Source organism: Natrialba asiatica DSM 12278 (assembly GCF_000337555.1).
Taxonomy (GTDB): Archaea; Halobacteriota; Halobacteria; order Halobacteriales; family Natrialbaceae; genus Natrialba; species Natrialba asiatica.
Genome location: NZ_AOIO01000003.1, coordinates 65,427 through 90,549, shown reverse-complemented (window position 1 = coordinate 90,549; position 25,123 = coordinate 65,427). Strand labels below are relative to the sequence as shown.

At 60.0% G+C, this 25,123-nt stretch carries 20 protein-coding genes; 12 read left to right on the top strand and 8 right to left on the bottom strand.

Features of this window, described 5'->3' with window-relative positions:
* Position 1 precedes the first annotated feature (1 nt).
* From C481_RS00400 to C481_RS00375, 5 genes are all read left to right on the top strand, one after another.
* On the top strand, positions 2 to 448 hold the full coding sequence (locus C481_RS00400) for a low molecular weight phosphatase family protein (RefSeq protein ID WP_049904269.1): 447 nt from the start codon (positions 2 to 4) through the stop codon (positions 446 to 448).
* Positions 449 to 1,161: 713 nt separating this feature from the next.
* On the top strand, positions 1,162 to 2,190 hold the full coding sequence (locus C481_RS00390; protein ID WP_241434607.1) for an ABC transporter substrate-binding protein: 1,029 nt from the start codon (positions 1,162 to 1,164) through the stop codon (positions 2,188 to 2,190).
* Positions 2,187 to 3,029 carry an ABC transporter permease gene (locus C481_RS00385; RefSeq protein WP_006106754.1) on the top strand — a complete coding sequence of 281 codons (843 nt, stop codon included), beginning with the start codon at positions 2,187 to 2,189 and terminating at the stop codon, positions 3,027 to 3,029. Before C481_RS00390 ends, C481_RS00385 begins: the two co-directional genes overlap by 4 nt.
* The gene (locus tag C481_RS00380) at positions 3,020 to 3,823 is read left to right on the top strand and encodes an ABC transporter ATP-binding protein (RefSeq protein WP_006106753.1); all 804 of its coding nucleotides are present in this window, start codon (positions 3,020 to 3,022) and stop codon (positions 3,821 to 3,823) included. Before C481_RS00385 ends, C481_RS00380 begins: the two co-directional genes overlap by 10 nt.
* A 157-nt stretch (positions 3,824 to 3,980) precedes the next feature.
* The gene (locus tag C481_RS00375; protein ID WP_006106752.1) at positions 3,981 to 4,574 is read left to right on the top strand and encodes a GNAT family N-acetyltransferase; all 594 of its coding nucleotides are present in this window, start codon (positions 3,981 to 3,983) and stop codon (positions 4,572 to 4,574) included.
* Between the two features lie 351 nt (positions 4,575 to 4,925).
* Here the strand turns inward: C481_RS00375 and C481_RS00370 are convergent, their stop codons facing one another.
* Positions 4,926 to 5,798 carry a DUF3267 domain-containing protein gene (locus C481_RS00370; protein WP_006106751.1) on the bottom strand — a complete coding sequence of 291 codons (873 nt, stop codon included), beginning with the start codon at positions 5,796 to 5,798 and terminating at the stop codon, positions 4,926 to 4,928.
* Between the two features lie 513 nt (positions 5,799 to 6,311).
* Positions 6,312 to 6,971 (bottom strand): helix-turn-helix domain-containing protein, encoded by a 660-nt coding sequence (locus C481_RS00365; RefSeq protein ID WP_049904268.1) that lies wholly within the window; start codon positions 6,969 to 6,971, stop codon positions 6,312 to 6,314.
* Positions 6,972 to 7,248: 277 nt separating this feature from the next.
* Here C481_RS00365 and C481_RS00360 point away from each other — a divergent pair, with 277 nt between their 5' ends.
* Genes C481_RS00360 through C481_RS00350 form a run of 3 tightly spaced genes read left to right on the top strand, consistent with a single transcriptional unit; the run spans position 7,249 to position 9,508 of the window.
* Positions 7,249 to 7,836: an NADPH-dependent FMN reductase gene (locus C481_RS00360; RefSeq protein WP_006106749.1), complete on the top strand. Its 588-nt coding sequence runs from the start codon at positions 7,249 to 7,251 to the stop codon at positions 7,834 to 7,836.
* On the top strand, positions 7,833 to 8,252 hold the full coding sequence (locus tag C481_RS00355; RefSeq protein WP_083860860.1) for a luciferase domain-containing protein: 420 nt from the start codon (positions 7,833 to 7,835) through the stop codon (positions 8,250 to 8,252). The genes C481_RS00360 and C481_RS00355 overlap by 4 nt, the downstream gene beginning before the upstream one ends.
* Complete coding sequence (locus C481_RS00350) at positions 8,249 to 9,508, top strand: MFS transporter (RefSeq protein ID WP_006106747.1); 1,260 nt, start codon at positions 8,249 to 8,251, stop codon at positions 9,506 to 9,508. The genes C481_RS00355 and C481_RS00350 overlap by 4 nt, the downstream gene beginning before the upstream one ends.
* A gap of 653 nt (positions 9,509 to 10,161) precedes the next feature.
* Here the strand turns inward: C481_RS00350 and C481_RS00345 are convergent.
* Positions 10,162 to 10,809: a helix-turn-helix domain-containing protein gene (locus C481_RS00345; protein ID WP_083860859.1), complete on the bottom strand. Its 648-nt coding sequence runs from the start codon at positions 10,807 to 10,809 to the stop codon at positions 10,162 to 10,164.
* Positions 10,810 to 10,899: 90 nt separating this feature from the next.
* On the opposite strand from C481_RS00345, the gene C481_RS00340 reads away from it, so the two are divergent.
* Together C481_RS00340 and C481_RS00335 are read left to right on the top strand one after the other, a co-directional pair.
* The gene (locus C481_RS00340) at positions 10,900 to 11,358 is read left to right on the top strand and encodes a hypothetical protein (protein WP_206537164.1); all 459 of its coding nucleotides are present in this window, start codon (positions 10,900 to 10,902) and stop codon (positions 11,356 to 11,358) included.
* Between the two features lie 73 nt (positions 11,359 to 11,431).
* Complete coding sequence (locus C481_RS00335) at positions 11,432 to 11,878, top strand: hypothetical protein (protein WP_006106744.1); 447 nt, start codon at positions 11,432 to 11,434, stop codon at positions 11,876 to 11,878.
* A gap of 304 nt (positions 11,879 to 12,182) precedes the next feature.
* On the opposite strand, the gene C481_RS00330 is transcribed toward C481_RS00335, so the two are convergent.
* The gene (locus tag C481_RS00330) at positions 12,183 to 13,412 is read right to left on the bottom strand and encodes a cytochrome P450 (protein WP_049904265.1); all 1,230 of its coding nucleotides are present in this window, start codon (positions 13,410 to 13,412) and stop codon (positions 12,183 to 12,185) included.
* A 1,816-nt stretch (positions 13,413 to 15,228) separates the two neighbouring features.
* On the opposite strand from C481_RS00330, the gene C481_RS00325 reads away from it, so the two are divergent.
* Positions 15,229 to 16,974, top strand: a complete 1,746-nt coding sequence (locus C481_RS00325) for an L-lactate permease (RefSeq protein WP_006106742.1) — start codon at positions 15,229 to 15,231, stop codon at positions 16,972 to 16,974.
* Positions 16,975 to 17,162: 188 nt separating this feature from the next.
* Here C481_RS00325 and C481_RS00320 read toward each other — a convergent pair whose 3' ends face one another.
* The 4 genes from C481_RS00320 to C481_RS00305 all read right to left on the bottom strand — a co-directional run bounded on the left by C481_RS00320 (position 17,163) and on the right by C481_RS00305 (position 24,072).
* On the bottom strand, positions 17,163 to 20,159 hold the full coding sequence (locus C481_RS00320; RefSeq protein WP_006106741.1) for an FAD-binding and (Fe-S)-binding domain-containing protein: 2,997 nt from the start codon (positions 20,157 to 20,159) through the stop codon (positions 17,163 to 17,165).
* An 88-nt stretch (positions 20,160 to 20,247) separates the two neighbouring features.
* Positions 20,248 to 21,609 carry a glycerate kinase type-2 family protein gene (locus C481_RS00315; protein WP_049904304.1) on the bottom strand — a complete coding sequence of 454 codons (1,362 nt, stop codon included), beginning with the start codon at positions 21,607 to 21,609 and terminating at the stop codon, positions 20,248 to 20,250.
* Between the two features lie 381 nt (positions 21,610 to 21,990).
* The gene (ddh, locus tag C481_RS00310) at positions 21,991 to 22,929 is read right to left on the bottom strand and encodes a D-2-hydroxyacid dehydrogenase (protein ID WP_006106739.1); all 939 of its coding nucleotides are present in this window, start codon (positions 22,927 to 22,929) and stop codon (positions 21,991 to 21,993) included.
* Positions 22,930 to 23,016: 87 nt separating this feature from the next.
* The gene (locus C481_RS00305) at positions 23,017 to 24,072 is read right to left on the bottom strand and encodes an isocitrate/isopropylmalate dehydrogenase family protein (protein WP_006106738.1); all 1,056 of its coding nucleotides are present in this window, start codon (positions 24,070 to 24,072) and stop codon (positions 23,017 to 23,019) included.
* A 125-nt stretch (positions 24,073 to 24,197) separates the two neighbouring features.
* Between C481_RS00305 and C481_RS00300 the strand changes: the two genes are divergently transcribed.
* The gene (locus C481_RS00300) at positions 24,198 to 24,584 is read left to right on the top strand and encodes a hypothetical protein (protein WP_049904264.1); all 387 of its coding nucleotides are present in this window, start codon (positions 24,198 to 24,200) and stop codon (positions 24,582 to 24,584) included.
* The last annotated feature ends 539 nt before the right edge of the window (positions 24,585 to 25,123 follow it).

Sequence of the window (25,123 nt, the reverse complement as noted above, 5' to 3'; positions counted from 1 at the left end):
CATGTCCACTAACAGTACTTTAGACGATCCGATCCGTATCGCCTTCATGTGCGTCCAGAACGCTGGCCGCTCCCAGATGTCCACGGCGTTCGCGGAACGCGAACGCGACCGCCGTGATCTTGCCGACCGCGTCGAAATCTTGACTGGCGGGACGCATCCAGCCGACCACGTCCATGAGGAAGTAATCGAGGTAATGGACGAAGCGGGGTTCGACCTCTCCGATCGAACGCCCCGTGAAATCACGATCGAGGAACTGCAGTCCTGCGACTACGTCGCCACGATGGGTTGTTCCACGCTGGACGTCGGTGAGGTTGGCGAAGACGTCGACATCCGTGATTGGGCGCTTGAGGATCCCGATGGATCGGATTTCGACCGAGTACGTGAGATCCGTGATGAAATCGAACAGCGAGTCATTGCACTGTTCGACGAGTTCAGTACGCCGTCCTGAGCAACAGCACTACCACACCTAGTACCTCGGCTCGCCATCGGGGCCGCCACCTCCCTCGCCGTCGAATACGTCGTTTGCGAGGTCTTCGGCTCCCGTTTTCCGTAGTCCGTGATCGAGGTGTCTCGCGTAGTCGCTGCGGTTCCGGACATCGGCCGTCAAGGACTCCAAGGCGGACCCGGACCGATCCAGGATCAGTTATGGCGCGTCGGTCGAGGAAGCGAAACCGGACGAGCAAAGGCGGCTCGATCGGGCGGCTGAACTCGTCGAACAGGATCTTCGAACGTATGACGAGGACGATCAGCGGCGGCTGTGAACGATCCCACGAGGATTTTCGACTGATCGATCGTGAGCGAAAGACCGCCCATCGGATCTTACCCCTGTTTCCCGCGCTGTTGGCTCCAGTCAGTGACTTCTCTCTCCGACGCTGACTCTGCTCTGTAGGCCGTTTCAATAGTTCGACTTACTGATGGGTCCTTGAGGGAACTGCTTTGAGTTCCTCGGCGACGGCCATTGTCGTGTCTTGAATTTGGAGGTCGCCCATCTCTAGCCCTCTCTTCCATCGCTCCCTCGATGTGAGAAGGCACCCCGGTTCCAATTGTTTTTCCAATGACGAACGATCAAATTAGCACTAGTTCGATGGTGCTGATTTATATTAATAATGTGTCCTGAGATCACAGTAGTTATTATATTAGAGATATTGTTTAGCAACATCGATGGTCCAAACCACGCGACGAAAACTGCTCCAGGGGGCAGGCGCAAGCGCGGCTGCAGCAACGGGAATGGCTGGCTGTCTCGGTCGAAGCGGCGAGTCGCTCGACTCGGTGACTGTCGCGTACGTCCCGATCTATCCGAACATACAACACTACGTGATGGAACAGGAGGGGTACTATGAGAGCATCCCAGTGGATGTTTCTATCGAGCGATTTAGCTCTGGACCGAACGTGGTCAAGGCGTTCGCCAGCGGGGATGTCGACGCTGCGCTCTTCGGAATCACCCCTGCGATGGTTCTCGCCGACAAGGGAACCGACGCCGGTATCCTTGCGGCAAACTCGAAAAACGGCTTCAAAATCGTGGCGACAACCGAACTCGTCGATCTGTACGAACAGGAAGGGGCGGCCACATTCGAGCGATTCGAGCGGGAGCACGGCAGGAAGATACGATTCGGTGCCCCTCCGGACGGGAGCGTTCCTGATATCGTGCTTCGGTACTGGATTCAGGAGGACCTCGACGTCGGTGAGATGGACTCCGTCATCGACCAGTCGAAAGTCCCACCGGCAAAGGCGGTCCAAACGATCCAATCGGGCGACATTGACGCGACGATTATTCAGGAACCGTTCGCGACGGTCATCGGACAGGATGACGGCTTCGGCGAACTCGCCTGGTCCGGGAATATCCTAGAAGATCACCCGGTAACGGTGCTGTTCGCGAACCAGCAGGTGATCGACGACAGCGACGTCTCGCAGTCGCTGGTCGAACAGCATATGGCAGCAACCGAGTTCGCGGCAGACTCACCGGATGCAGCCGCTGGCGACGCTGCGTCGGTGATCGGGTCCGGAGTGAGCGAGGATCTCGCTACGGCTGCCATGGACTCGCAGGCGTCGGATTTCATCTCGGATCCCCACGCGATTACCGACCAGGCCACAACGATGGGTGAGTTCGTCGCGAACGTCGGCAACGTCGAGGAACCGATCGCGACCGAGAACCTGTTCGCGTTCGATCCCTACGACGCTATCCAAGAATGAGCCACCAAACCGACACCGATTCCAACACGATGGTCACGGCCGGGTTCGAGGGAGACGTGAAGAGGTATCTTCGCGGTTTAGGCGGTCTCCTCGCGTTCCTCCTCGTTTGGTGGGCCGGAGCAATGGTGACCCAGCCGTCGTATTTGGTGCCGGGACCGGTTGATTCGGCGCACGCGTTTTTCGATCTTTTTGCAACTTCAACTGCGATTGTGGTCCCCATCTTCGGGTCGGAGCTGGTGCTTCCAACGGGGGTTGCGCGCCTCGCAGAGACGTTGTTCCACTACGTTCCTGGCCTCCTCCTCGGTGCTAGCTGTGGTATCGGTCTCGGACTGGCGATGGGGTGGAACGGTGTACTCGACGACTGGTTACGGCCGCTCGTCCGAGCGCTTCGTCCGATCCCGCCGCTGGCGTGGGTCGTCTTCGCGATCGTCTGGTTCGGCATCCATCACACCGGCGCGGCGTTTATCGTCTTCGTCGGCGCGTTCTGGATTAACTTCTACGGGGCCTACGGTGGCGTCGAAGGCGTTTCGAGCGAACTGACCGATGCCGCGTCGACGCTCGGCGTAGAACGTGATCTCTCGATGCTGAAGCTCGTCGCGCTCCCGAGCGCGGCTCCCCACGTATTGACGGGATTCCGAACGAGCATCGGTCGCTGCTGGATGATCGTCGTCGGCGCTGAATTGTTCGGCGCACCCGGCGTCGGCTACGAGATCATCAACGCCTCGAATAACCTCGCGATGGCGACCAGCGTCGCCTACATGTTCCTAATCAGCCTGGCGTTCCTCTGTATGGACGTCGGGTTTCGACTCGTCGAACGGAGTGTACTTGCATGGCGATGAGTGAGATATCAGCCACCGATCAGGAGTCCAGCGAGAAGATTACCATCCGGAACGTTAGCAAGGCCTACGAGTCGACGCAAGCGCTCGAAGATGTCTCGTTCTCGGTTTCGGAGGGCGAGTTCTGCTGTGTCGTCGGACCGTCCGGGTGTGGAAAGACCACGCTGTTGCGGACGATCGCCGGCCTCGACGACCCGGACAGTGGCTCGGTTCTGGTTGGCGGTGACCCGGTAACTGACCCGGGTCTGGACCGGGGAATGGTCTTTCAGGAGTACGCGCTGTTCCCCTGGCGGACCGTCCGCGGGAACGTCCGATTCGGCCTCGACCGGCCCGCGTGTGAGTGCGCGGACTGCGAGGCACGGGTCCGGGAGTTGATCGATCTCGTCGGACTCGACGGCTTCGAGGACGCCTACCCGAAGGAGCTGTCCGGCGGGATGAAACAGCGCGTCGGGATCGCTCGCGCCCTCGCCGTCGATCCGGAGATCCTGTTGATGGACGAACCGTTCGGCAGTGTCGACGCGCGAACGCGCGACCGCCTGCACGCCGAATTGCTCGATATCTGGGCCCAGACCGGACAGACCATCGTGTTCGTCACGCACGACATCGACGAAGCGGTGACGCTGGCTGACCGCGTCGTCGTCATGGACGCTGACCCAGGAACCGTGCAGTCGACCATCTCCATCGGCTTAGAGCGCCCCCGCGAACGGACGGCACATGACTTCGTCGACCACGCCGCGAAGATCAGAGCTGAACTCGGAAGCCCAGCAGACGCTAGTCGCTACCACGATTTCAGTTGATGATTTTGATGCGTTGCCTGATCACAGCGTAGATGGGGGGTGAAATAGCCGTTCAGGAGGCGTGCTTACTGATCAGAGTAGTCGACCGGGATTCCCTGGAATAATACCAGCACAACTACCTACCACAACTATTGCTTCCAACAGCGAGTAATGTATTATGTTCCCGGAACACATCGAGACGGACCGACTCAGTCTCGAACGAATTTCGCACGACTCTGTTGATGTATTCGCTCTCCACGAACTCTACTCCGATGGAGATGACACGGAGGAAACGTTCGAGTATTGGGATTCGGAGCCCCACGAGACGGTAAAAGAGACGTATGACTACGTAGACGAGGCTGAAGAATTGTGGAACGATGTTCAGGGAGCGAAATACGTGATCCGACCAAACGAAAGAGAAAACGGGGCAGGCGTCATCGCCGGAACGACAGGACTGTATCCCCACTGGGAAAAACGGTCCGTCAACCTAGGTATCCTTCTTGACAAGCAATTTTGGGGGCGTGGATATTCCGGTGAGCGAGCCGATGCTCTCCTCTCCGTGGCGTTCGATCGACTGAATCTCGAACTCGTCGTCGCCGCTCATATTGACGGGAACGCGAAGTCTCGACGCGCGATCAACAAGTACGTCGAACGGTATGGCGGTCAATACGAAGGCCTTCTCCGTAATTGGCTCCCACTGTCGGATACCGTTGCTGATGTTCACAGATATACGGTTTCACGTGAAGAGTATCTCGAGGCGACCAAACGATAAGTGATTCTCCCGTACTGAACGAACTCCGTTGTTCCTCCTCGCCCCACTGAGCGAAGACTGGCTTCCTCCGAGACTGCCTTCTTTCAGCGTTGCTCATGCGGTCATAAGGTTGAGAAAGCGGTTATCGGAACCGTCACTCCCACTTACTGCTCCCTTTCGAATGCCTCACCAGAGAGTTCCATATTAACGGTCGCACCTATTTCGTACCCGTTGGCAACGGCGGACGGAATCGACGGAGCCGAGCCGCTTGAGACGTCGCCAGCGACGAATAGCCCGTCGATTGGACGAGTTCGGTAGTGTCGGCTATTGTGAATCGTCCCTTCTACGGGCTTCGTCTCACTAACAACCGAGTCAGGTAGTTTGGGTTCTAGACGCAGTACCAAGCGCATAGACGACTCCGAGAACCACACTTACGGCAACACCGCCGAGTGGATTGATGCGTGCTTCGAAGCCGGTTGATCCACCCGTAAAGGAGAACACGTTCCAGGGCGAGTCCGGCACCCCGAGTGTGAACGACTGCACGCCGAGTAGCCCGAGCAAGACGGGCGTGACTGCTCCGACGAGTAACAGCAGACCGAAGCAGAGAGTAGTTCCGAGTACGGTCCGTTTCAACAGGGTTCGTTCCCTGGTCAGCCGTACTGGCTCATCGCGGGTTCTGCCATAGATTCGCATTCCAGTACCGAAATCCTCGACGACGACGTGAGACGGGAAACGAAGAAGCACTCCGGCCATCCAGAGGTCTCCGATTGCGCCCCCGGCGTTCAGCGCGAGCGGCACGATTAGGACTGGGGCGTCCAGCGCGAGCATGAGCGGCACTCCGAGCGCCGTAATGACGACGATCGGGGCGAGCGAAACGACGATGAACTGATTTCGGTTGAGCCGCTGCGTCGTGGTCACATAGGCGTACGGAAGCGCGAACTGAGCGATACCGAGGCCGAACGACGCGTCCCCGCCGTACCGCCTGATCACGGCAGCGTGAATGGCCTCGTGTAGTCCGATCACCGCGACGGTAAGGAGGGCCGCCCAGACGAATCCGTTAAGCGCCGATTCGTAGTCGCTGATCTGGAATCCGATGTCTGTCTGCCCCGTTCCAGCGGCGTACACCGTCCCACCCACGAGGCCGGCGACGAGCGTCAGTCCCAGTCCGAGGACGGTCCACTCGACGACAACACGCCGAGTCGGTGTAAACTCCGCCAGTAAGTGAGAGGTGTCGCGTTCGTGCATCACGACTCTCCGTCGACGTCCAACGAGATAACCTTATAGGAAACCGAAGTGTGACCGGTAGCTCAATTCGAAGTGTCGGTCGAAAATCGCAAGACGGTGTTTCTTCAACGACATCATACATCAGGGCGGAGAAGGTCTTGATTTGTATTCGATCGCCCACAATATCAGATTGAGTACGGTGTTACCCTAGATGGGGGATACCCTCTACCAACTGCCCCCATTTATCGAAGACAGATCGTTTCGTCGGTTGGCAGCAGTCGCTCAACGACAGTGCCTAACTACTCGACTGGTTCGTAGCGGCGGTAACGAGAAGAGTCGGCTGTTGCTTCGCCTCTAAGCACGACCCAGCTATAGCAACTGAGGTGGAATGAGACGGTGAAACGCTATCTAGAGGGTTCAACGGAGCCAGCCACCCATCCCGAATCCAGTCCGACACAGAGCGCCACGAACGATATCCCAATCCGAGACGCCAGCGAATGCCGAACCGAGGAGTCGCAAACAGCGGCATCGATGCTACTCCGTCTCCTGATTCCCTTCCGCTTCGACTGCCGACTTGCTGATAGCTTCCTTGATGATCGTTTCTTCCGCTCGATGGAGGACACCGCTTGCGGCGGATGGATTCACACCAAAGCCCTCCGCTAGCTCTGTGAGGGTACACTCACGTGGACTATCGTAGTAGCCGCGTTCGACCGCTTCGGTGATGAACTCGTGTTGTCGAGGCGTAAGCAGTTCAGTCGGGTCGTACGCTTGTGTTATCGACTGGAGCTGATACGGGATCCCAGCAGCGTCCATCTCCTCCGGCAACTGTGATACCCGCTCGTGCGAAGCAGTATGCTCTGCCGTCAACCACCCATCCTGCAAGCGAGCCGGAAATCGCGGTAGGATCCCCGACGAACGAAGAGCCCGGTTCGATTCCGTTTCCGGAATCAAGTACTGGATCACCACCGTCTGTTCGTCGTTGTGCAGCACCTCGTACGACATTTCCGAAGCGTCGGCAAAATGCTGGATAACAGTTTCAGGTTTCGTTGTATCGAGTTCTACAAGTCCGAGTATTCCATCGTCAGTGGGATGGCTCGAGAGGATACTGAACTCTTCGTCGGAGAGTTCGGTCGATATTGCCGCCAGCGGATCTTCGCGTGCTGCAGCATCGAAGGTGAGTTGTACGCGAGGCATCGTGCCCACTAGTACTGAGACGCGGTTCAAAAACCCGGGAGATGATTCACGTTCGGAGCCACGACGCTGCTCGCTGGACAGTCGTGAGAACACGCAAAGCGTGATCCTAGAGTGCAGGCCAGGGACTGGATGTGAATATGTTCACACGAATTTCAACGGTGCGTTCTCTCCTTCTGTTACTCATGGTGCCATCAAGCCACCATCGAACTAGCAGTCCCAAGGAACAGACCGAGAGCCGCTGGTGTAGAGTGTTGATCCAAAGGAGGGATCGACGATAATGTCGGTTTCTTCGCTCAACATTCTCGTCGTGCAGGGGACGATCCGGGAGGGCCGGTATTCGATCCATCCCGCCCGGTATGTCACCGACCGATTCCGCGAGAGAGGACACGCCGCCGATCTGTTCGATATGAAGCACTACGACATTCCGCTGTTCACGAACCGACGAGACGCGGTCAGCGACCCCCATCCCGACGTGGATGCATTCGGTCAGCGAGTCGAGGCTGCGGATGCACTCGTCATCGTCGCGCCGGAGTACAATCACTCGATTCCCGGTACGCTGAAGAACCTTCTCGACCACCTGTATCCGGAGTACGAGGAGACGGCCTTTTCGTACGTCACCGTCTCAGCAGGTGGATTCGGCGGCGTCCGAGCTCTCAGCCATCTCCACGATATCACGCTGGAGTTCAACGCCTATCCCGGACCTGACCTGCCCGTTTCGAATGTGAGGGATGCGTTTGATGAAGACGGCACCCTTATCGACGAGACGTACGAGGACAGGTTCGAGGAGTTCATCGAAGCGGTCGTTGAACACGCCGAGCAGTTCGCTCCATTGCCCGTCGGTACTTCCCCGGAGGCCGGCGTATGAATCAAATTGAATCTACCGTCAGTGAATGGCCCGGCGTGGAGGTCGGTTCGCACGACCGTGGCGGCGGGCGCGAATTCACCCTCGATGGGCGGGAAATCGGCCACGTCCACCGCGGCCAACTCGTCGATATCCCGTTCGCTAAACGGGTCCGTGACATTCTCATCGAGGAAGAGCGGGCCGAGAAGCATCACGTCATGCCCGACTCCGGGTGGGTGTCCTATCGGGTCCGGTCGGACGAAGATATCGAGGGAGCACTCTGGCTCCTCCGCGTCGCGTATCTCTACCGCGTAGTCACGCTGCGAAAACGCGAGGAGACACAGGTTGGCGGAGACGCGGTCGATATCGATGCGGCCCTCGATGAGTTGAACGTGAGCGACGCGTTGGAAGACGCGTTCAACGAGGTGAGAGTCGTATGAACGGTGAGACGGCACTCCCACGCCCGCGGCTCGCACAGGGAACGCTGCTACTCGCCAGTATGCTCACTATCATGGCGGGGGCGACGATTTCACCGGCGTTGCCCGCTATCCAGCGGGAATTCTCAACTGCGCCGAACGCGCCGGTGCTCGTCGGGCTCGTGCTCACCATGCACGGGCTGTTCATTGCGGTTGGCTCGCCCGCCATCGGCGCGCTCGCTGACCGGCACGGCCGCCGATGGTTGCTACTGGTCTCGACGGTGATTTACGCGCTCGCGGGCGGCTCGGGATTCGTGCTGGATTCGCTGGTGGCGATTCTCGTCGGTCGAGCGGTGCTGGGACTGGCCGTCGGCGGCATAATGGTGACAGTAACCGCGCTGATCACCGACTATTACGAGACGAACCGCCGAGAAACGATTCTCGGACGCCAAGGTGCCTGCATGTCTCTCGGTGGTGTCGTACTGTTGCCACTCGCGGGCGTACTCGCGGATATCAGCTGGCGAGCTCCGTTTCTCGTTTATACGGTGGCACTGGTGCTCCTGCCGGCAATGGCGTTCGCATTGCCGGAGCCCACTCGGCGCGACCCAACCGGCGATCGTCCGACGAGCATCAACGAACTCCGTCATACACTCGCTCGATTTCCGCTGCGGACGCTTGCACTCATCATCACGCTCGGACTGATCGGACAGATCATCTTCTACATGATCCCGGTTCAGATGCCGTTCTATCTCGAAGCACAGACGGGAGTACGCGGATCGCTGATCGGCACTGCGTTAGCAGTGTCGACGGGTGCTGGTGGGGTTGCGTCGCTGCTTTACGGGCGCATCCGCCGCTCTGTAAGCGTGATCGGAATCGTCGCACTCACGTTTGCGTTCATGAGCATGGGATACCTCATCATCGGGGTTAGCGGGACGTTCTTTGGCATCGTCGCCGGACTGGTGTTTGCGGGCGCTGGCAGTGGGTTCCTCCTGACGAATCTCAATGCGTGGATTGCGGCAGTCACTCCGGAATCCGTCCGCGGCCGCGCGCTCAGCGGACTGACGAGTGCATTCTTCCTCGGGCAGTTCCTCTCACCGCTCGTGGTCCGTCCGGTAAGCGATATCGTTGGTTTGGGTGGGACGTTTCTCAGTGTCGGTGTTGTACTGGCGGGCGGAGCGGTTGTGTTTGCTCTCACAGCCGTGTCCGTCACGCCACCGACCGAGTCGGAACACGAATCTGCCGAGCAATCACGTTTGGCAAAAGAAAATACAGTTGACTAACTCGGCGACTCAGAAAGACGAGATCACTAACAGGGGCACTGGTAATCGACTGTGGATGCTGCTTTGCGTTGGGTCCATAGTCATCATCACTGAGACGGAACTCAGGGGTGGGACTCATGAGAATAACCTATCTACGTTATTGCGGTATTCGTTCTGGTTGTAGGTGTACTTGGCGCTGTCGAAACTATTAGTTATTGACACAAATCTCGGGATGAATATAGAAAATGTTTGCATTATGATGGGAGATTTTATTTTATGCCGCCGAGTCTAATCCATTGGAAAAGAACCTGCAGACGGATCACCGATTGTTCTATCAGCTATAGAAAATATCTGTAGGCCGATTCAATAAGCCGATACCGTCGATCTTCGAAGGCGATCAACGGTCCCCGGAATCGGACTGGAACGTACGGGCCGCGACTAGCCCAAGTGCGATTCCGAACCCGAAGACGACGAACCGAGGCGGGCCTTGCTGATCGGGACGGCCGTGATTCTCGTCCGGTTCCGTTCCAGCGCAATCTTTACCACCGAATTTCGATCTGATGGGGCATGACTTCGGAGTCATCAACGAACCAGATGGGCGCTCTCCCCCTCAAAATTCGGTCGAACATGTTTCCGAACCTCACCTAGTGGAAGTAGCGACGTGTGCTTGCCGTTCACTCGATCGACTCGGCGAAGAACTCTTTGACGATGGTCTCTTCCGCATTGTGAAGTACGACGCTCGCCGTCGACTTGCTGACGCCGAGTTCATCTGCGAGCTCCGTGAGTGAACACTGCCGCGGGGTGTCGTAGTATCCACGCTCGATGGCCTCAGTCGCGAATCGTCGCTGTCGGTCGGTTAGGAGATCGGCCGGATCGATCGACTGATTGATCCTGACGACCTCCAGCGAAAAGCCCGTCTCCTCTAACTCGTCCCTGAAACGAGACAGGCGTTCGTGCGAGGTGGAGAGGTCACAGACGATCCAGCCGTCTTCGATCGTATAGGGAAACTGCGGCAGGTTGCCCGAGGCGAAGAGCGCGCGATACGGCGGCGGAACGAACGGCAACTGGAACTGAACCAGGACCGTCCCCTCGTCGGCGTGGAGGACTTCGGAGGAGGGGACCCTCGATTTCGGTGCGCCCTCGAAGAGATCGAGAACGGCCGACGGATCAGCCATCCGCGCCTCCAGCAGGACGAGCAACCCCTCTTCGGTGGGAGAGGCGCTCAGGATTCGAAACTCGTCGTTCGGATACTCGGTCGACAACCGGAAGGGGCCCCCGAGTTCTCCTCCAGGCGGTTTGAACTTCACTCGAGCACTAGGCATATAGTGGTGTTATCGGGGCGCCACCTTATTCACGTGGCTTCGAACATGTTCGAGCGAACAGTCACGTGGTCTCACCTCGAACGACTCGCCATGGAAACGTCTGATGCTGGAGCGTCGGAGACCTCCAAAAAGCGAGATGGGGATCGACCGGACCGCCGAACCCAGGCGGTCGACAGAATCACCGCGAGAGAAGCGATACGCGTACTGCTCGGGATCGAAGCCGCATCGTTTCTTCTTGCGGCCACGATTCACGCCGGCGTACTCGTCGGAGGGTACGAGCACTCTGAAGCGATGATCGCTGAGAGCGTAATCGGGACCGTCTTAGTCGCCGGGCTGGCGGCGACCTGGCTCCGCCCGCGCTCAACGTTCACTGTCGCTGCTGGTGTCCAGACGTTCGCGCTTCTGGGTACGCTCGTCGGACTCTGGACGATCATCGTCGGGGTCGGCCCTCGTACCGTCCCGGACGTGGTCTATCACGTCGTCATCGTAATTGTGCTGGCTGTGGGGATTCGCACAGCGTGGCGGAACCGTGGTACCAACGCTTTCTAGGGCACCGTCGGTCGACCTGGGGATAAACATGTTCGAGTGAACGGCTACGGCCGGTCGCTCCATCGTTGACTCTATGGCGACTGTAACGCTCTACGATGCGATGCGTATCGTGCACCTGATGACCGCCGGTGTGTGGGCTGGCTGGACCGTGTTCATGGCCGCGGTCGTCGTCCCGACGGCACGCGACGGCTGCTTTGATCCGGACGGTCTCACCCGGCTAACGGGGAGATTCTCGCTGTTCTCGAAGGTAGCACCCCTCATCATGTTCTTTACTGGAATGTACATGATCGGAGAGGGGTACGCGAGCGACACCTTACTGACCAGCGCGCGAGGCCAGCTCGTCCTGACGATGATCGGCCTCTGGATCGCCCTGTCGATCTTGACCAACGTACCGAGCCGACGACTGATAGATAGGATTGAGGCGATCGGCGTTGAAGAGGCTGCGCGGAACGGGTGGCTGTCTTTCGCACTGGCCGGGTTCGTCTCTCTTGGTCTTCTAGTAGTCGGCGGTTTGCTGTAGAAACCGCTGACCCCGTTGAAACGCATTATTCACATATAATGTATTAAATACAAAAGGGGACGAGACATGCGAGTCTACATAGAACAGACCAAGAGCTAGAATACTCAAAAGAGATGGAAGTAACGCGTCTGGGAAACCAGATTTCTGAACTCGATATGAACTCCCCAGTGGACTTGAACCGGCTGATCAACAGTTAGATCCGTTCGTTTGGTATGAGACGATGCGTGAGACGGAGCCGGTTAGTGCGACGATCACTCGGAAACGGCGTGGTAGTGGGCTAGAGCACGAGAAGCCGTCGAGGGAGTTATTCTGCAGGCGGAGCGGTTCTATTTACTTCACACGGGAGCGATTTGAGACCGTATAGACTGTATAGCGGATCGAGATTCGAGAGATTCGCATCCAGCCGGTCGAAGCGTTCGAGCAGGTGCTGCATGGCGACGTCTGCTTCCATCCGTGCGAGATGTGCGCCCAAACAGAAGTGAACTCCCATTCCGAACGCCATGTGCCGGTTCGGCCGCCGCTCAGGCCGAAATTCTTCGGGTGCATCGAAGACTTCCGGATCGCGGTTTGCGGCTCCCAGCCAGAGTGTGACGACATCTCCGGCCTGAATCTGTTTACCGTTTAGCTCGATGTCCGCTATGGCAATACGGGTTAGTGATTGAACCGGAGACCGGTATCGAAGGACCTCTTCGATGGCCTGTTTACGGCCGATCTCTCCCGTACGAACCGTATCCGTCAGTCCCTGTTCTTCGAGGGACCAGATCGCGTTGGTGAGGAGATTCGTCGTGGTGATGTTGCCCGCGAGAAGCAAGAGTATACAGAACCCGACTTTCTCTTCCCTGGATAGTTCCTCTGCGTTCGCTGCGAGCGTAATAAAGTCGTCACCGTCGCCTCCACGCCGCTCTGCCACTAATTTCCCGAAGTAGTCTCTCATCTCCTGTTGGGCCTGCTGGCGCTCCTGCTGAATCTGCTGTATCTCCATCCGAGTGCCGTTTTTAGGCCGCGCAATGAGCGCGTCCGACCACGCTTTGAACTGATCACGGCGTTCGGCAGGGATGTCTAATAATTCGGCGATGACTGTAACGGGAAACGGAATCGCAAACTCGTCGACGAAGTCGAACTGTTCCTCGCCCACAAGCGTGTCCAGTACGTCTTCGGTCACCGCCTCCACTCGCGGTTGATACTCCCGGATCGACCCCGGTTGGAATCGCTCGTCGACAAATCCTCGAAGCCGGTTGTGTTCCGGCGGATCAGCCGTGATCATTGTCTGAAACATTCCCGTATCGTTTTCGGCGTCACTCGAGAACTCGTTGTCTTCTCGAGTTCGGCGAGCCGTAAACGCGTCATGATCTTTGAGCACGCGATCGACATCCTCGTACCGGAATATGTCCCACATTTCCCGTTGTTCATCGAACCGAACCGGGGTCTCAGAACGCATCTCAGCGTACCAGTCAAACGGAGAGAGTTGCCCTTCTTGACTTCGGATGGCTTCGGGAGGCTGTTCCACTCCGACGGGTAAATCGGAGGACTGCATGTGCTAACTGACTGTTCAGTCAATCATAGTCCTTTTGGTTCTATTACTGATTAAAATAACTAGAACAAATCACTAGTGAGAACATACGTGATATAATACGTCATCCGCGACTCGAGCCCGTAACTGGATGTGTGTTGAACTAGCCAACACGCCCGCCGTATCGACACTGTCTCTCTGGAACTATCCGCTGAGGCAACGGCTTCCGATTTCACACCGAGAACCCTGCTTAGACAAAAACGAGACGACTCACGCTACAGGTCTGTGAAGTATGGCGAGTCGCTGCGTCTGTCTCGATTTACCCTAGTCTGTAGGACTGGCTGCGTTCTCAACCGGTCCGATTATATACCCACTGAACAGTTAATCAACCCCGGATAGGATCGAAAGACATCGATCCAACGACACGAATCGCTCTCTAGATAGGGAACCCGAATGAACTCCTCTGTAACAGCCCATTCTGACTGAGCGTAGACACAGGCTGCACCCTCGAGACGACAAAGGCGAGTGAGGAGAGATGACGATCGATCAACCGTCGGGACGAAAGAACCGCGAGAAGTAATGCGGGATGCCGTCGAGCACTCAAGAAGCGACGCTCCTGCAGCCCGGCTCAGTCGTCCATGTCGGTTCTCGTCAGACGAGGTCTTCCAACGGATTATCGCTGCTGCCGACGAAAGGATTACCGCCGGCAATTGAGAACTGTTCTTCAGCGGACTTGCCGGTCGTCCGTTCCACTGACTGCATCGTCCGTGGGAACAGCCGACGACGGTTCTCGATCGCACGTGAACTCGTCAGCAACCCGTGACTACGAATCTGGATTGAGGCGCTAGGAACCCTTCCTCAGCGAGCGCCAGAGGCGCGAGCTGGGAGGGGATACAGCGTCCCCAGAAATCGAAGATTTTCGAACGCCTGTAGAGACTGTGCTCCCTGCGGGAACCACGTCAGTTCCTGCAAAGCACTTCGCCAGACGACGCCTGGCGCGCTATCAGACTGCGTCTGACGCTGTCGTGAAATCAGAACCCCCATCTCTCACGGGCGCGAAGCACCCGTTCGCACGGTCCGTGAGACCGAAGGTCTCGCGCTCCACTCACGGAGCGAGCGTAAGCGCGCGAGTAGGGTGGGGTAGTTCACAGAACTGCAAGGCAAATACCGCCGTCTTGCTGTTTCTATAAACAAATTGCCTGGATCAGCGATGGATGGTCGTGAGATGACTCTACAATACAAATCGAAGCACTACTGACCGGTACTGTGGCAGTCTTTAGACGGCGAGACAACGGTCCCACAGCCGTAGTTCTCCAGAGATGATTGAGAACTACGATCCCATCGAAACTGTATTTCTCAGCGATGGCTACGGCTAGGTGGCTTCGATTGCCCGAACAGGGCTATGCGATCAGTTCAACTCTGTCGATAGATCCTAATCGATGGTGGGTTCACACCCTCAAATACGGGTGACCGCTTCTACACTCCGGGGGTGAGCAGTCAGGTGGGCGGCAGTGAATTACTTGAATTACTCGCACACTACTGTGACATACAGCGGGAGAATAGCCATCACACAGACATATTATATCAGGCCCTAAACTAGACGAAATCCCATTCTCCGTTTTGCCACTGGTGCCAACTCAGAATTATATTTAACCAGGATCGATGGTTCACACATTCGATCGTTGATCGAGTTGATAACCCTCATTTTTATTAATACCATTATGATATGAGAGTGTGGGGTGCTTCCAATGTCCAAGCCACCTGTGGTATCACTAGACGTAAATCCGGGTATCGGGCGGACAACAACGGCTTCGACCCGTTCTGCGGAGGCGGGCGGGCGATGGTAGTCGAGATCGTTGCCGCGGCGTTGCCGCTGCTTATCGTCGCCGTGTTGATCGTCGGGTTGTTATGGCCGGCGACGCGTGCGATGCCGATCGCCTGGCTGGTCGCGCTCGGCGTCGGCTACGTCGTGTGGAACAACCCGCCAGACTATCTCGCGGCCGCGTCGATCGTCGGGGTGATGACGGCCCTCGAGATCCTCTGGATCGTCTTCGGCGCGCTCGCCCTGCTCTATACGCTGATGCAGGCCGGCGCGTTCGAGCGGATCAATCAGGGTTTCGCAACGATCTCGGATGATCGCCGCGTGCAGGTCGTCCTCCTCGGGTTCCTGCTTGCGACGTTCATCGAAGGGGCCGCCGGGTTCGGGACGCCCGCGGCGGTCGTCGCCCCGTTGTTGCTCGCGCTCGGTTTCCCGGCGCTCGCGGCCGTGATCGCGGCCATTATCGGACACATCATCGCCGTGACCTACGGCGCGGTCGGCACGCCGATCATCGTCGGTATTCAGGAACCGCTGTCGAGCGTCTCGTTCACGCAGGAAGCCATCTCGTCCCAGGGGATGACGGTCGCGGAGTACTCGGTCCAGGTGGCCGCGTGGGCGGCGACCTACCACGCGCTGGTCGGCTTCGTCATGCCGCTGTTCGCGGTCGGAATGGTCGTGTACTTCTTCGGTGAGGAACGCTCGATCCAGCCGGCCGTTGACGTCTGGCCGCTGTGTCTGTTCGCGGGGATCTCGTTCGCGATCCCTTATTGGCTGTCGGCCTGGTTTCTCACCGCCGAGTTCCCGTCGCTGATCGGATCCATGGTCGGCGCCGCGATCGTCGTCCCGACGCTCAGGGCCGGTTACTTCCTCCCAGAGGAGGAGTGGGACTTCCCGCCCCGCGAGGAGTGGCCCAGTTCCTGGGTCGGCACGATCGAACCGGGCGAGAACGGCGCCGGCACCGGGGCCGCTTCCGGAACCGCGGCCGCGGCTGACGGCGGGCAATCGATGACGCTGTTGAAGGCCTGGTCGCCGTACCTCTTCCTCGTCGTGTTGCTGGTCGTCACGCGTGTGTTCGATCCCATCACGGAGTTCTTCAATAGTTCGCTGTTCGTCATCGAGTGGTCGAGCATCTTGGGAACCCCTCACAGTGCGGCGATCGCGTGGGGACACGCACCCGGGATGTGGCTGGTCGTCAGCGCGCTCGTCGCCATCCCGTTGTTCGGCATGAGCGGCGGACAGATCAGCAACGCCTGGCGCGAGGCCGGCGAGAAGATCGTGGCGCCGTTTATCGCGCTCGTATTCGTCATCGCGATGGTGCAAGTGATGCTCCTGTCCGGTGAAGCTCCAGGCGCGCCCGCGGTCGGGAGCATGATCGAGGTGCTCGCGGTCGCGACGGCGAACGCGTTCGGACCGGTCTATCCCGCCATTGCGGCGTTGATCGGTGCCCTCGCTGCGGCCATGACGGGATCGAACACCACTTCCAACATCACCTTCGGCGCGTTCCAGTTCGAAGCGGCGTCGGAACTCGGCCTCCCGACGCAGCTGATCGTCGGCGGGCAAGCCGTCGGCGGCGCGATCGGAAACCTCATCGCGATCCACAACATCGTCGCCGCGCTCGCGACCGTCGGCCTGGTCGGCCAGGAGGGACGGGTCATGCGACTGAACCTGATTCCGCTGGTCTACTACGCGGCCTTCGTCGGCTTCTGGACGATGGTCTTCGTGTACGTCATGCCCGACGTGCTACCGTCGATCTTCGAGGTCTTCTAGCCATCGAGGACCGCCGTTCTGTTTCCCCGTTTTCGCTGGCCCGTACCCCTCTCGTCCATGTCGCCGGAGACTAGCGACCCGAGCGCCGCATGATCCGGACATCGGTCGCCTGGATGCGAAAGCAACCGCCGCCGGTTACTATTGCGCCCGTCTCGCAGAAACGTTCACACGGAATCGATGCGGACGAGCTACGAGCCTCGCGCCGTGAGCAGTTCGTTCACCTTCTCGATCGGGTGAGGCGGCCGCTCGTCTCGAGTCTCTCGGTCGCCGATCTGGCTCCGGCAAGACGCCCCCGGCGCGACCGGCGTGCCGTCGCTGTCGTCTAACTTCTCGTGGAGCCGCTCGCCGATCGCCTTCGAGAGGTCGTAGTGTTCGGCCTCGTACCCGAACGAGCCGGCCATGCCACAGCAGCTGGACTCGATCGGATCGACCGCGTATCCCGCCCGCCGAAGCACGCCGACGGCGTGGTGGTCCTTGCCGGTCGCCTTCTGATGGCAGTGGCCGTGGTACGCGAGGGTTTCGTCCGTCTCGTCGAGCGGGAGCTGCTCGACGAGGCGGTATGTATCTATGAACTCGCTGATTCCATATGCATGCGCACCGACCCGCTCCGCGTCTGCCGTCGGCATCAGATCGAGGTACTCGTCTTGAAACGCCACCGCGTCGGACGGTTCGACGGCGATGATCTCGTAGCCGTCTTCGATGTACCCGGTGAATAGGTCGACGTTCCTCCGGGCGCGCTCTTCGGCGGCGTCGAGCATGCCGACCGAGTACGCCGCTCGGCCGCTAGGGGCGACGACCTCGGGGATTTCGACGTGGACGCCGGCCGACTCGAGCACGCGCACGGCGGCCTTCCCGGGTCGGGGGTAGCTGTAGTTCGTGTACGTATCGGGAAACAGTACGACCTTTCGGTCGGCTTCCTCCGGGCTCACCCGCGGTCCGCGTTTCGCAAACCAGTCCTGCAGGGACTCCCGCCGGAACGTCGGGAGCTCCCGTTCGGGCGCGATGCCGGCGACGTGCTCCATTATGAGACCGCTCCCGGGGAGCTTCTGCCCGACGTTCGAGAGCGGCGCGAGCGCGCTTCCGAGTCGCGAAAGCGTGTCGATGTTTCCAAACAGGCGCTCTCGCAGTCCAACGCCCTCGCGCTCGTAGTAGTGGTACTTGGTCTCGGCCTTGAGCTTCGCCATGTCGACACCGGTCGGGCAGTCGCTCTTGCAGCCCTTACAGCCGACACAGAGGTCGAGCACTTCCTTCTGGAACCGCTCGGTGTACATCTCTTCCTCGGGGAGTTCACCGGAAATGGCCGCCCGGAGCATATTCGCCCGGCCGCGGGTCGTCGCGATTTCGTCTTTCATCCCGCGGTAGGTCGGACACATCACGTCGTCGGTCTGCCGGCAAGTCCCGCAGCCGTTACACAGCTCCACCAGGTGCGCGAACCCGCCCTCGTCGGAGAAGTCCAGCTTCGTCCGGGGCTCGATCGAGGTGTAGGTATTCCCGTACCGCAGGTTCTCGCGCATGTCGGTCGGCGCCTTGTCGGTATAGACGACCTTTCCCGGGTTCATTCGCCAGTCGGGATCAAAGGCGGACTTGACCTCCTGAAAGGCCGCCCAGAGGTCCTTGCCGTACATCTTCGGGTTGAACGCCGTCCGCGCGAGCCCGTCGCCGTGCTCCCCGGAGAACGACCCGTCGTGGTCGAGGACGAGATCGGTCACGTCCTCGGTGATCGACTGCATCGTCTCGATCCCCACTTCGTCCTTCAGAGTAAGGATTGGGCGAATGTGCAGCGTTCCGCTCCCAGCGTGCGCGAAATAGGCTGCGGAGGTGTCGTGGTCTTCGAGGACGTCCATGAACTTCTCGACGTAGTCGGCGAGTTCAGCGGGCGGCACCGTCGCGTCCTCGATGAACGGGTACGGCTTCGGGTCGCCCTCGAGACTCATTAACAGCGGAATAGCTGCCTTGCGGAGCTTCCAGAGCTTCGCCTGGTCCTCATCGCTGTACGCTTCCATCGCCTCGAAGGCGTCCCCCTCGTCGACGAAGTGGGCGTTCGTCCGCCCGATCGCCGCCTCGAAGTCGTCGTGGAGCTCGGAGTCGTACTCCAGCATCAGCGCCGCCGCCGTCTCGTCGGGGATCGGTTCCTCGTAGCGGGAGAACTGTTCGGACTCGCGGGCGAGCCGGAACAGTTCGTCGTCCATCAGTTCCACGGCACCGGGCTCGAACTCGAGGGCCTCGGGGACCGCTTCGAGCGCGTCGATCAGGTCCTCGAAGCAGTAGAGGACGAGCGCCGTCTCCTCGGGCAGGGTCACGAGGCTGAGTTCGGCTTCGACGACCACGCCGAGGGTCGATTCGGCGCCGACGAGCAGCTTCGTGAGGTTGAGGACGTCCTCGCCGGCCTCGTTCTCGTAGGTCACCTTGTTGAGGTTGTAACCGGAGACGTTGCGCTTGAGCTCCGGATAGCGCCGTTCGATCTCGTCGGCGTTCTCCTCGACGAGAGCGCGCACGGTTCGGTAGATCGCCGCCTCGCGGTCGTCTTTCGACGTGATCTCGTCCCACTCCTCGGAATCGAGGACGACATCGCGGGTGCGGATGAGCGAGCCGTCGGCGAGGACGACCGTCAGTGCCTCGGTGTAGGCGTCGGTGATGCCGTACCGGACCGAGTGCGCACCGGTCGAGTTGTTCCCGATGCCGCCACCGATCGTCGCCCGGTTCGACGAGGCGGGGTCGGGTGCGAACTTGAGTCCGTACTGCTCGAGGTGTTCGTCGAAGTGATCCTGAACGACGCCCGGTTGGACGCGCGCCCGCTGCCGGTCGACGTCGACCTCGAGGATGTCGTCCATGTAGGTCGTCATGTCGAGCACGACGCACCCCGGCCCCACCGTCTGCCCGCCCAGCGACGACCCCGCCCCGCGCGCGATAACCGGAACGTCGTGGTCGGCCGCAACGCGCACGGCGTTGCGCACGTCTTCGACATCGCGGGGGAGAACGGCACCCGCGGGTCGTGCCTGATAGATACTGCCGTCGGTCGCATACAATACCTGCGCGTATTCGTCGAAGCGGACCTCGCCCTCGACAACCGAGCGGAGATCGTCCGCGAGAGACGCGTACTCGCGGACGTCGTCGTGATCGTGCTCGAGTTCATCGCGGAACTCCTCGTAGTTTCGGAGGCCACCGGTGGGCTTCTCAACAGCCATTACGAGTAACTGCGACATCAATAATGATAAACTCTGTGTCTGTCAAACACACCCACGAGAAGGGTGGGTGGGACGGTGGCGGGTGCGATCACGCGTTCGAGTCGTCACTGACGACGAGAACGCGGAGATCGTTGACGTTCGTGCCGGTCGGTCCGGTGCGGACGATCGACTCGGCGTCCTCCAAGAGTGGACGCGCGTCGTTGCGCGCCAGCGCAGTACGTCCCTCCTCGCTCGGAATCTCCGGCGGGGCCGCGATCGCGCCGGCGACCTCGGTCGCACCGTCGATCCCGTCGGTGTCCACGCTCGCGACCACGATATCGTCCACGTCGAGTTCCACCGCCCCGCCTAGAACGAACTCTTGGTTCGGGCCACCGCTTCCGTGATCGTCCGCGAGTGTAACCGTCGTTTCGCCGCCGGAGATAAGCACTGCGGGCGGGGACACCGGTTCCCCACTGACGTGACACTCCTCGGCGATCGCGACGTGCGTGATCGCCGCGTCGCTCGCCTCTCCGCGCACGCGAGCGGAGAGCACGAGGGGTGTGTACCCGCGCTCCGAGGCGACCGCGCGAGCCGCGTCGATCGCGGTCCGTCCACTCCCGAGGATGTGGAAGCTGACCGTCTCCAACAGCGGATCGGTCGGTTTGACGGTTTCTGGATGCACTCCGCGGTCGCCCTCCTCTAGGTACGACGTCACCGACTCGGAGGCGGACAGTTCGTACCGAGCCAGCACGTCGAGTGCGTCCGCGTACGTCGTCGGATCGGGTGCGGTCGGGCCGCTCGCGATCACGCCGAGATCGTCGCCGATGACGTCGCTCATGACGAGGGTCACGACCGTCGCCGGTGACGCGGCGCGGGCGAGCTTGCCGCCCTTGATCGCCGAGCAGTGTTTCCGAACGGCGTTGATCTCGTCGATCGAGGCACCACAGCGGAGCAGCGACTCCGTCACCGCCTGCAGGTCCGCGAGCGAAAGCGGCTCGACCGGAGCCGGAAGCAGCGCGCTCCCGCCGCCGGTAACGCAGGCGAGGACGAGATCGTCGTCACCGGCGCGTTCGGCGACGTCGAGGACGCGCTTGGCGCCGCGGACGCCGCGCTTGCTCGGAATCGGGTGATCGCCGTCCAACTCTTCGACGACCGACGCGCCGGCCGGGTCGTCGGTGACGACCACCCCTTCGGTTATCCACGATCCACTGACCTCCTCCAACGTCCGCGCGAAGTGACCGGCCGCGTTACCACCGCCGACGACGAAAACCCGCTCGTACCGCCTCAGATCGTACTCGGCCGACTCGTCGTCGAACTCGCAGTCGATGCGGAGCAGCCCATCGCGTACCGACACCGTCTCCTCGACGATCGCTTCCGGATGTGCGGCCTCCATTCCGACGACGAGGCAGTCGAGGGCGAGTGCGTGCGCCGGCGTCCGTTCGAGTGCGGTCCGATTCGCAATCGTGACCATACGTTGGTATGAATCGGCTCCCTTATAGGTTATCGGGACGAGTTCGATCGCGAGCACACTTCGGATCCGCCGCCGATACCTGTCGATACACGGTCCGTACCGGCACACTCGGTAGTATCTTTATTCCTGAAGTTGGTAAATAGGAACGCATGTCACTAGAGGGTGACTCCCATATTATTACGATCCGTGTTGGTGTGGGAAAATATCTGAATTGACGATAAAATCGACGAACGCGAAACGGGACCGCTCGCTGACGTACTCCCCCGGCGTCCCGCGTTCGTGTCGAGCCATCGATGGACTGGAGACGCCTACTCCTGCACGAGGAAGGAAACCTCGTCGTCACCATCTCGAGCAGGTCGGTCGTACTCGGTCTCGTCGCCGTCAGGCGACGCGGTTCTTCAGGATATCACCCGATTGGTACCGCCGTACGTTCTCCACGACTAGATCGGCGATATCGAGGTGGTACCGATTCGTCGCGGATCCCTTGTGGGGAGAGATGATGACTTCATCGAGGTCCCAGAGGGGCGAGTCGTCCGGGAGCGGTTCCGTCTCGAACACGTCGAGTCCCGCACCCGCGATCCGGTCGTTCCTGATCGCCGCGACGAGCGCCTCCTCGTCGACGACGGGACCGCGAGCGACGTTGATGACCGAGGCGTCGTCTCGCATCGCCGCGAACTCCTCGTCACTCAGCAGTCCCTCGGTCTCCGGCGTGTGCGGGACCGTGAGAACGACGAAGCGAGCGTTCTCGATCGCATCGTGGAGGCGATCGGGGTCGAAGAGTTCGGAGACGCCCGGTACCGGTTCGTCGGAGCGTCGAACTCCGACGACGTCCATGCCGAGGGCGTCACAGCGAGTCGCGATCGCTTCGCCGATGGTCCCGAGGCCGACGACGCAGACGCGTTCGTTCTCGATCGTGAACGGGCGATCGTACGGCGGCTCCCACCAGTTTCGCTCGTTCTGGTGATCGCGGTAGCGGTGACCTAAACGGGCAAGCGAGAGCATGAAGGTGAGCGCGAGTTCGCCGACCGTCGAGCCGTGAATGCCGGAACTGTTCGTGAGTGCCACGCCGGCCGCGTCGTACGCGTCGGTATCGAACTCGTCGTAGCCGGCGCGAATGCAGTGGACCCACCCCGCGTCCAGGAACTCCGGTCGCGGTGCGTACGTCGCTACCGCGTCGGACGCGTCGTACTCGCGACCGTCGCCGACGAGTTCGGCGGGGATCGATACCTCGTCGAACGCATCGACGAACGCGTCTCGGGGAATGACGTTTTCGACCGATTCGTGGACGTATAGTTGGTCGAGCTCCGTGCGCTCGGTCATACCTATTGCTCTTCAGGGATCGAATTGAATGTTACGGATGTATGAGAAGTGAGTCGCCGTTCGTCAGTATCCGTTTCGGAATCAACGTTAGAGTCGGGTGCGAAGATCCGCGACCACCTGCGCCGTCGCTGCGGACCCGCCCAGATCCGGTGTCCGGGGCGCGTCCGAATCCGCTAGCTGATCGGTGACGGCGCTCCAGACCGCATCTCCGGCCTCGGTTTCGCCGAGGTGGTCAAATAACATCGCGGCGGAGAGAATCGTTGCGAGCGGGTTCGCGACGCCGTCGCCGACGATATCGGGCGCGCTTCCGTGAACCGGCTCGAACATGGACGGATACTCTCCTGAGACGTTGATGTTGGCCGACGGGGCGAGCCCCATGCTCCCGGTGATAATCGCCCCGATATCGGTCAGGATGTCGCCGAAGAGATTCGACGCGACGACGATGTCGAACTCCTCCGGTCGACGGATAAAGTCCATGCTCGCGGCGTCGACGAGCAGCCGCTCGACCGTCACGTCCGGGTACTCGGCCGAGACGTCCTCGACGATCTGATCCCAGAATACCATGCTGTGGGCCTGCGCGTTTGATTTCGTGATACTGGTCACCCGTCCCTCGCGCTCGGTCGCGGCCTCGAACGCGGCTCGTACGATCCGCTCGGTCCCGGTTCGCGTGAACACCGCGCTCTGGACCGCGACCTCGTGGCCGTGGCCGGGGTGTTCCTGACCGCCCATATCGGCGTACTCCCCTTCGGTGTTCTCGCGGTACACGACGAAATCGATGTCGCCGCCGTTATACCCCTCGAGCGGGCTCTCGACGCCGTCGAAGAGGATCGCCGGCCGCTTACAGATAGCCTGGTCGAAACCCTTTCGAATCGGGAGGAGAAGATTGTTCAGCGTCACGTGGTCGGGGACGTCGGGGTGGCCGACCGCGCCGAGCAGAATTGCGTCGTAGCCCGCAAGTTCGTCGAGTCCGTCGTCGGGCATCATCGAACCGCTCTCGAGATATCGTTCAGAACCCCAATCGTACCGGACCAGTTCGAGGTGGAACCCGAACCGTTCCGAGACGTCGTCGAAGACCGGTTGTACCGCATCGATGACTTCCGGTCCGATACCGTCTCCCGGGATACTCGCCACTTCGTGTACCATGAACCGTGGTATCGTCCGACAAATAATAAGTTTATGGGACGGAATATCGTACCGGGCAGAGGCGTCGATTCGCAGACAGGCCGTCCGAGTTCGTCGAACGGACCAGGACCCGGCCAATCTTGATCGTGGATCGTCGTGCGAAGGCGCGCACGGGATGCATCCGTACCAACAGCACCATCGCCGACGCCGACGGAACGATCGCGTGCTACGAGAAGTTCGACTTCGAGGAGAGTTGGGCGTTCGAGACGGGGGACGGCGAGACGACGAACCGACACGTCGCGGACGAGAACGGGATCGAACCGTTGCTCTCGGGCGCGGACAGGGCCGAATCGTTCGATCGGGGAAGCGCGGGACCGTCCCGTCATCGGCGTCAACGACACCGATGCGGTGTTGGCATGTTCGTTCTCATGAACGGATTCGATCGGTCGAAACGATGGAGACGATTGAAACAGCGTGGGAGGGGGCTGGTAACCGACGATGATAGAACTCCGCCGCTCACCTGTTCTCCATAGCAGAATCCCTTAGGAACACGCCGCACGAGACCGCTGAATCACGAGGATGCACGTGTAGCGTCCGTTTACGGCCATACAGATGTAAATCCCGTTCGACCGGTCGGACGAATGATCGTTCTATTCCGCGAACCATATAAACTGCCCACGAATCGGACGTTCTCTGCCTCAGAATGTTCGGAGACCGAACTCCCGTTCACGCAGCGAGGGACCGGCTGTGATTCACGGGGAAATTGCGAGGCGTTCGGGCATCGTCGACTCAGTTCGCAGCGGACAGCGGGGTCGCCGGAAATCGGTCGATCGAGCGGTCGTTCGACGGTACAGTTGCGAATCGATCCGATCCCGGATATTCGGATGTTCTCGTATGCAGAAATCGGCTCCTCGAGCGACGAGCGGACGCAATCACCGGGTGCGATACGGATGATGAAACGTCTCGGGTCGGCCGTCCAGATCTCGACACCGGCGGGCGATGAAACCGGGACACAGAACGGAACAGAACGGGTATCCCTGGAGCCGCTGAACTCGAATCGACGTGTTCTCCG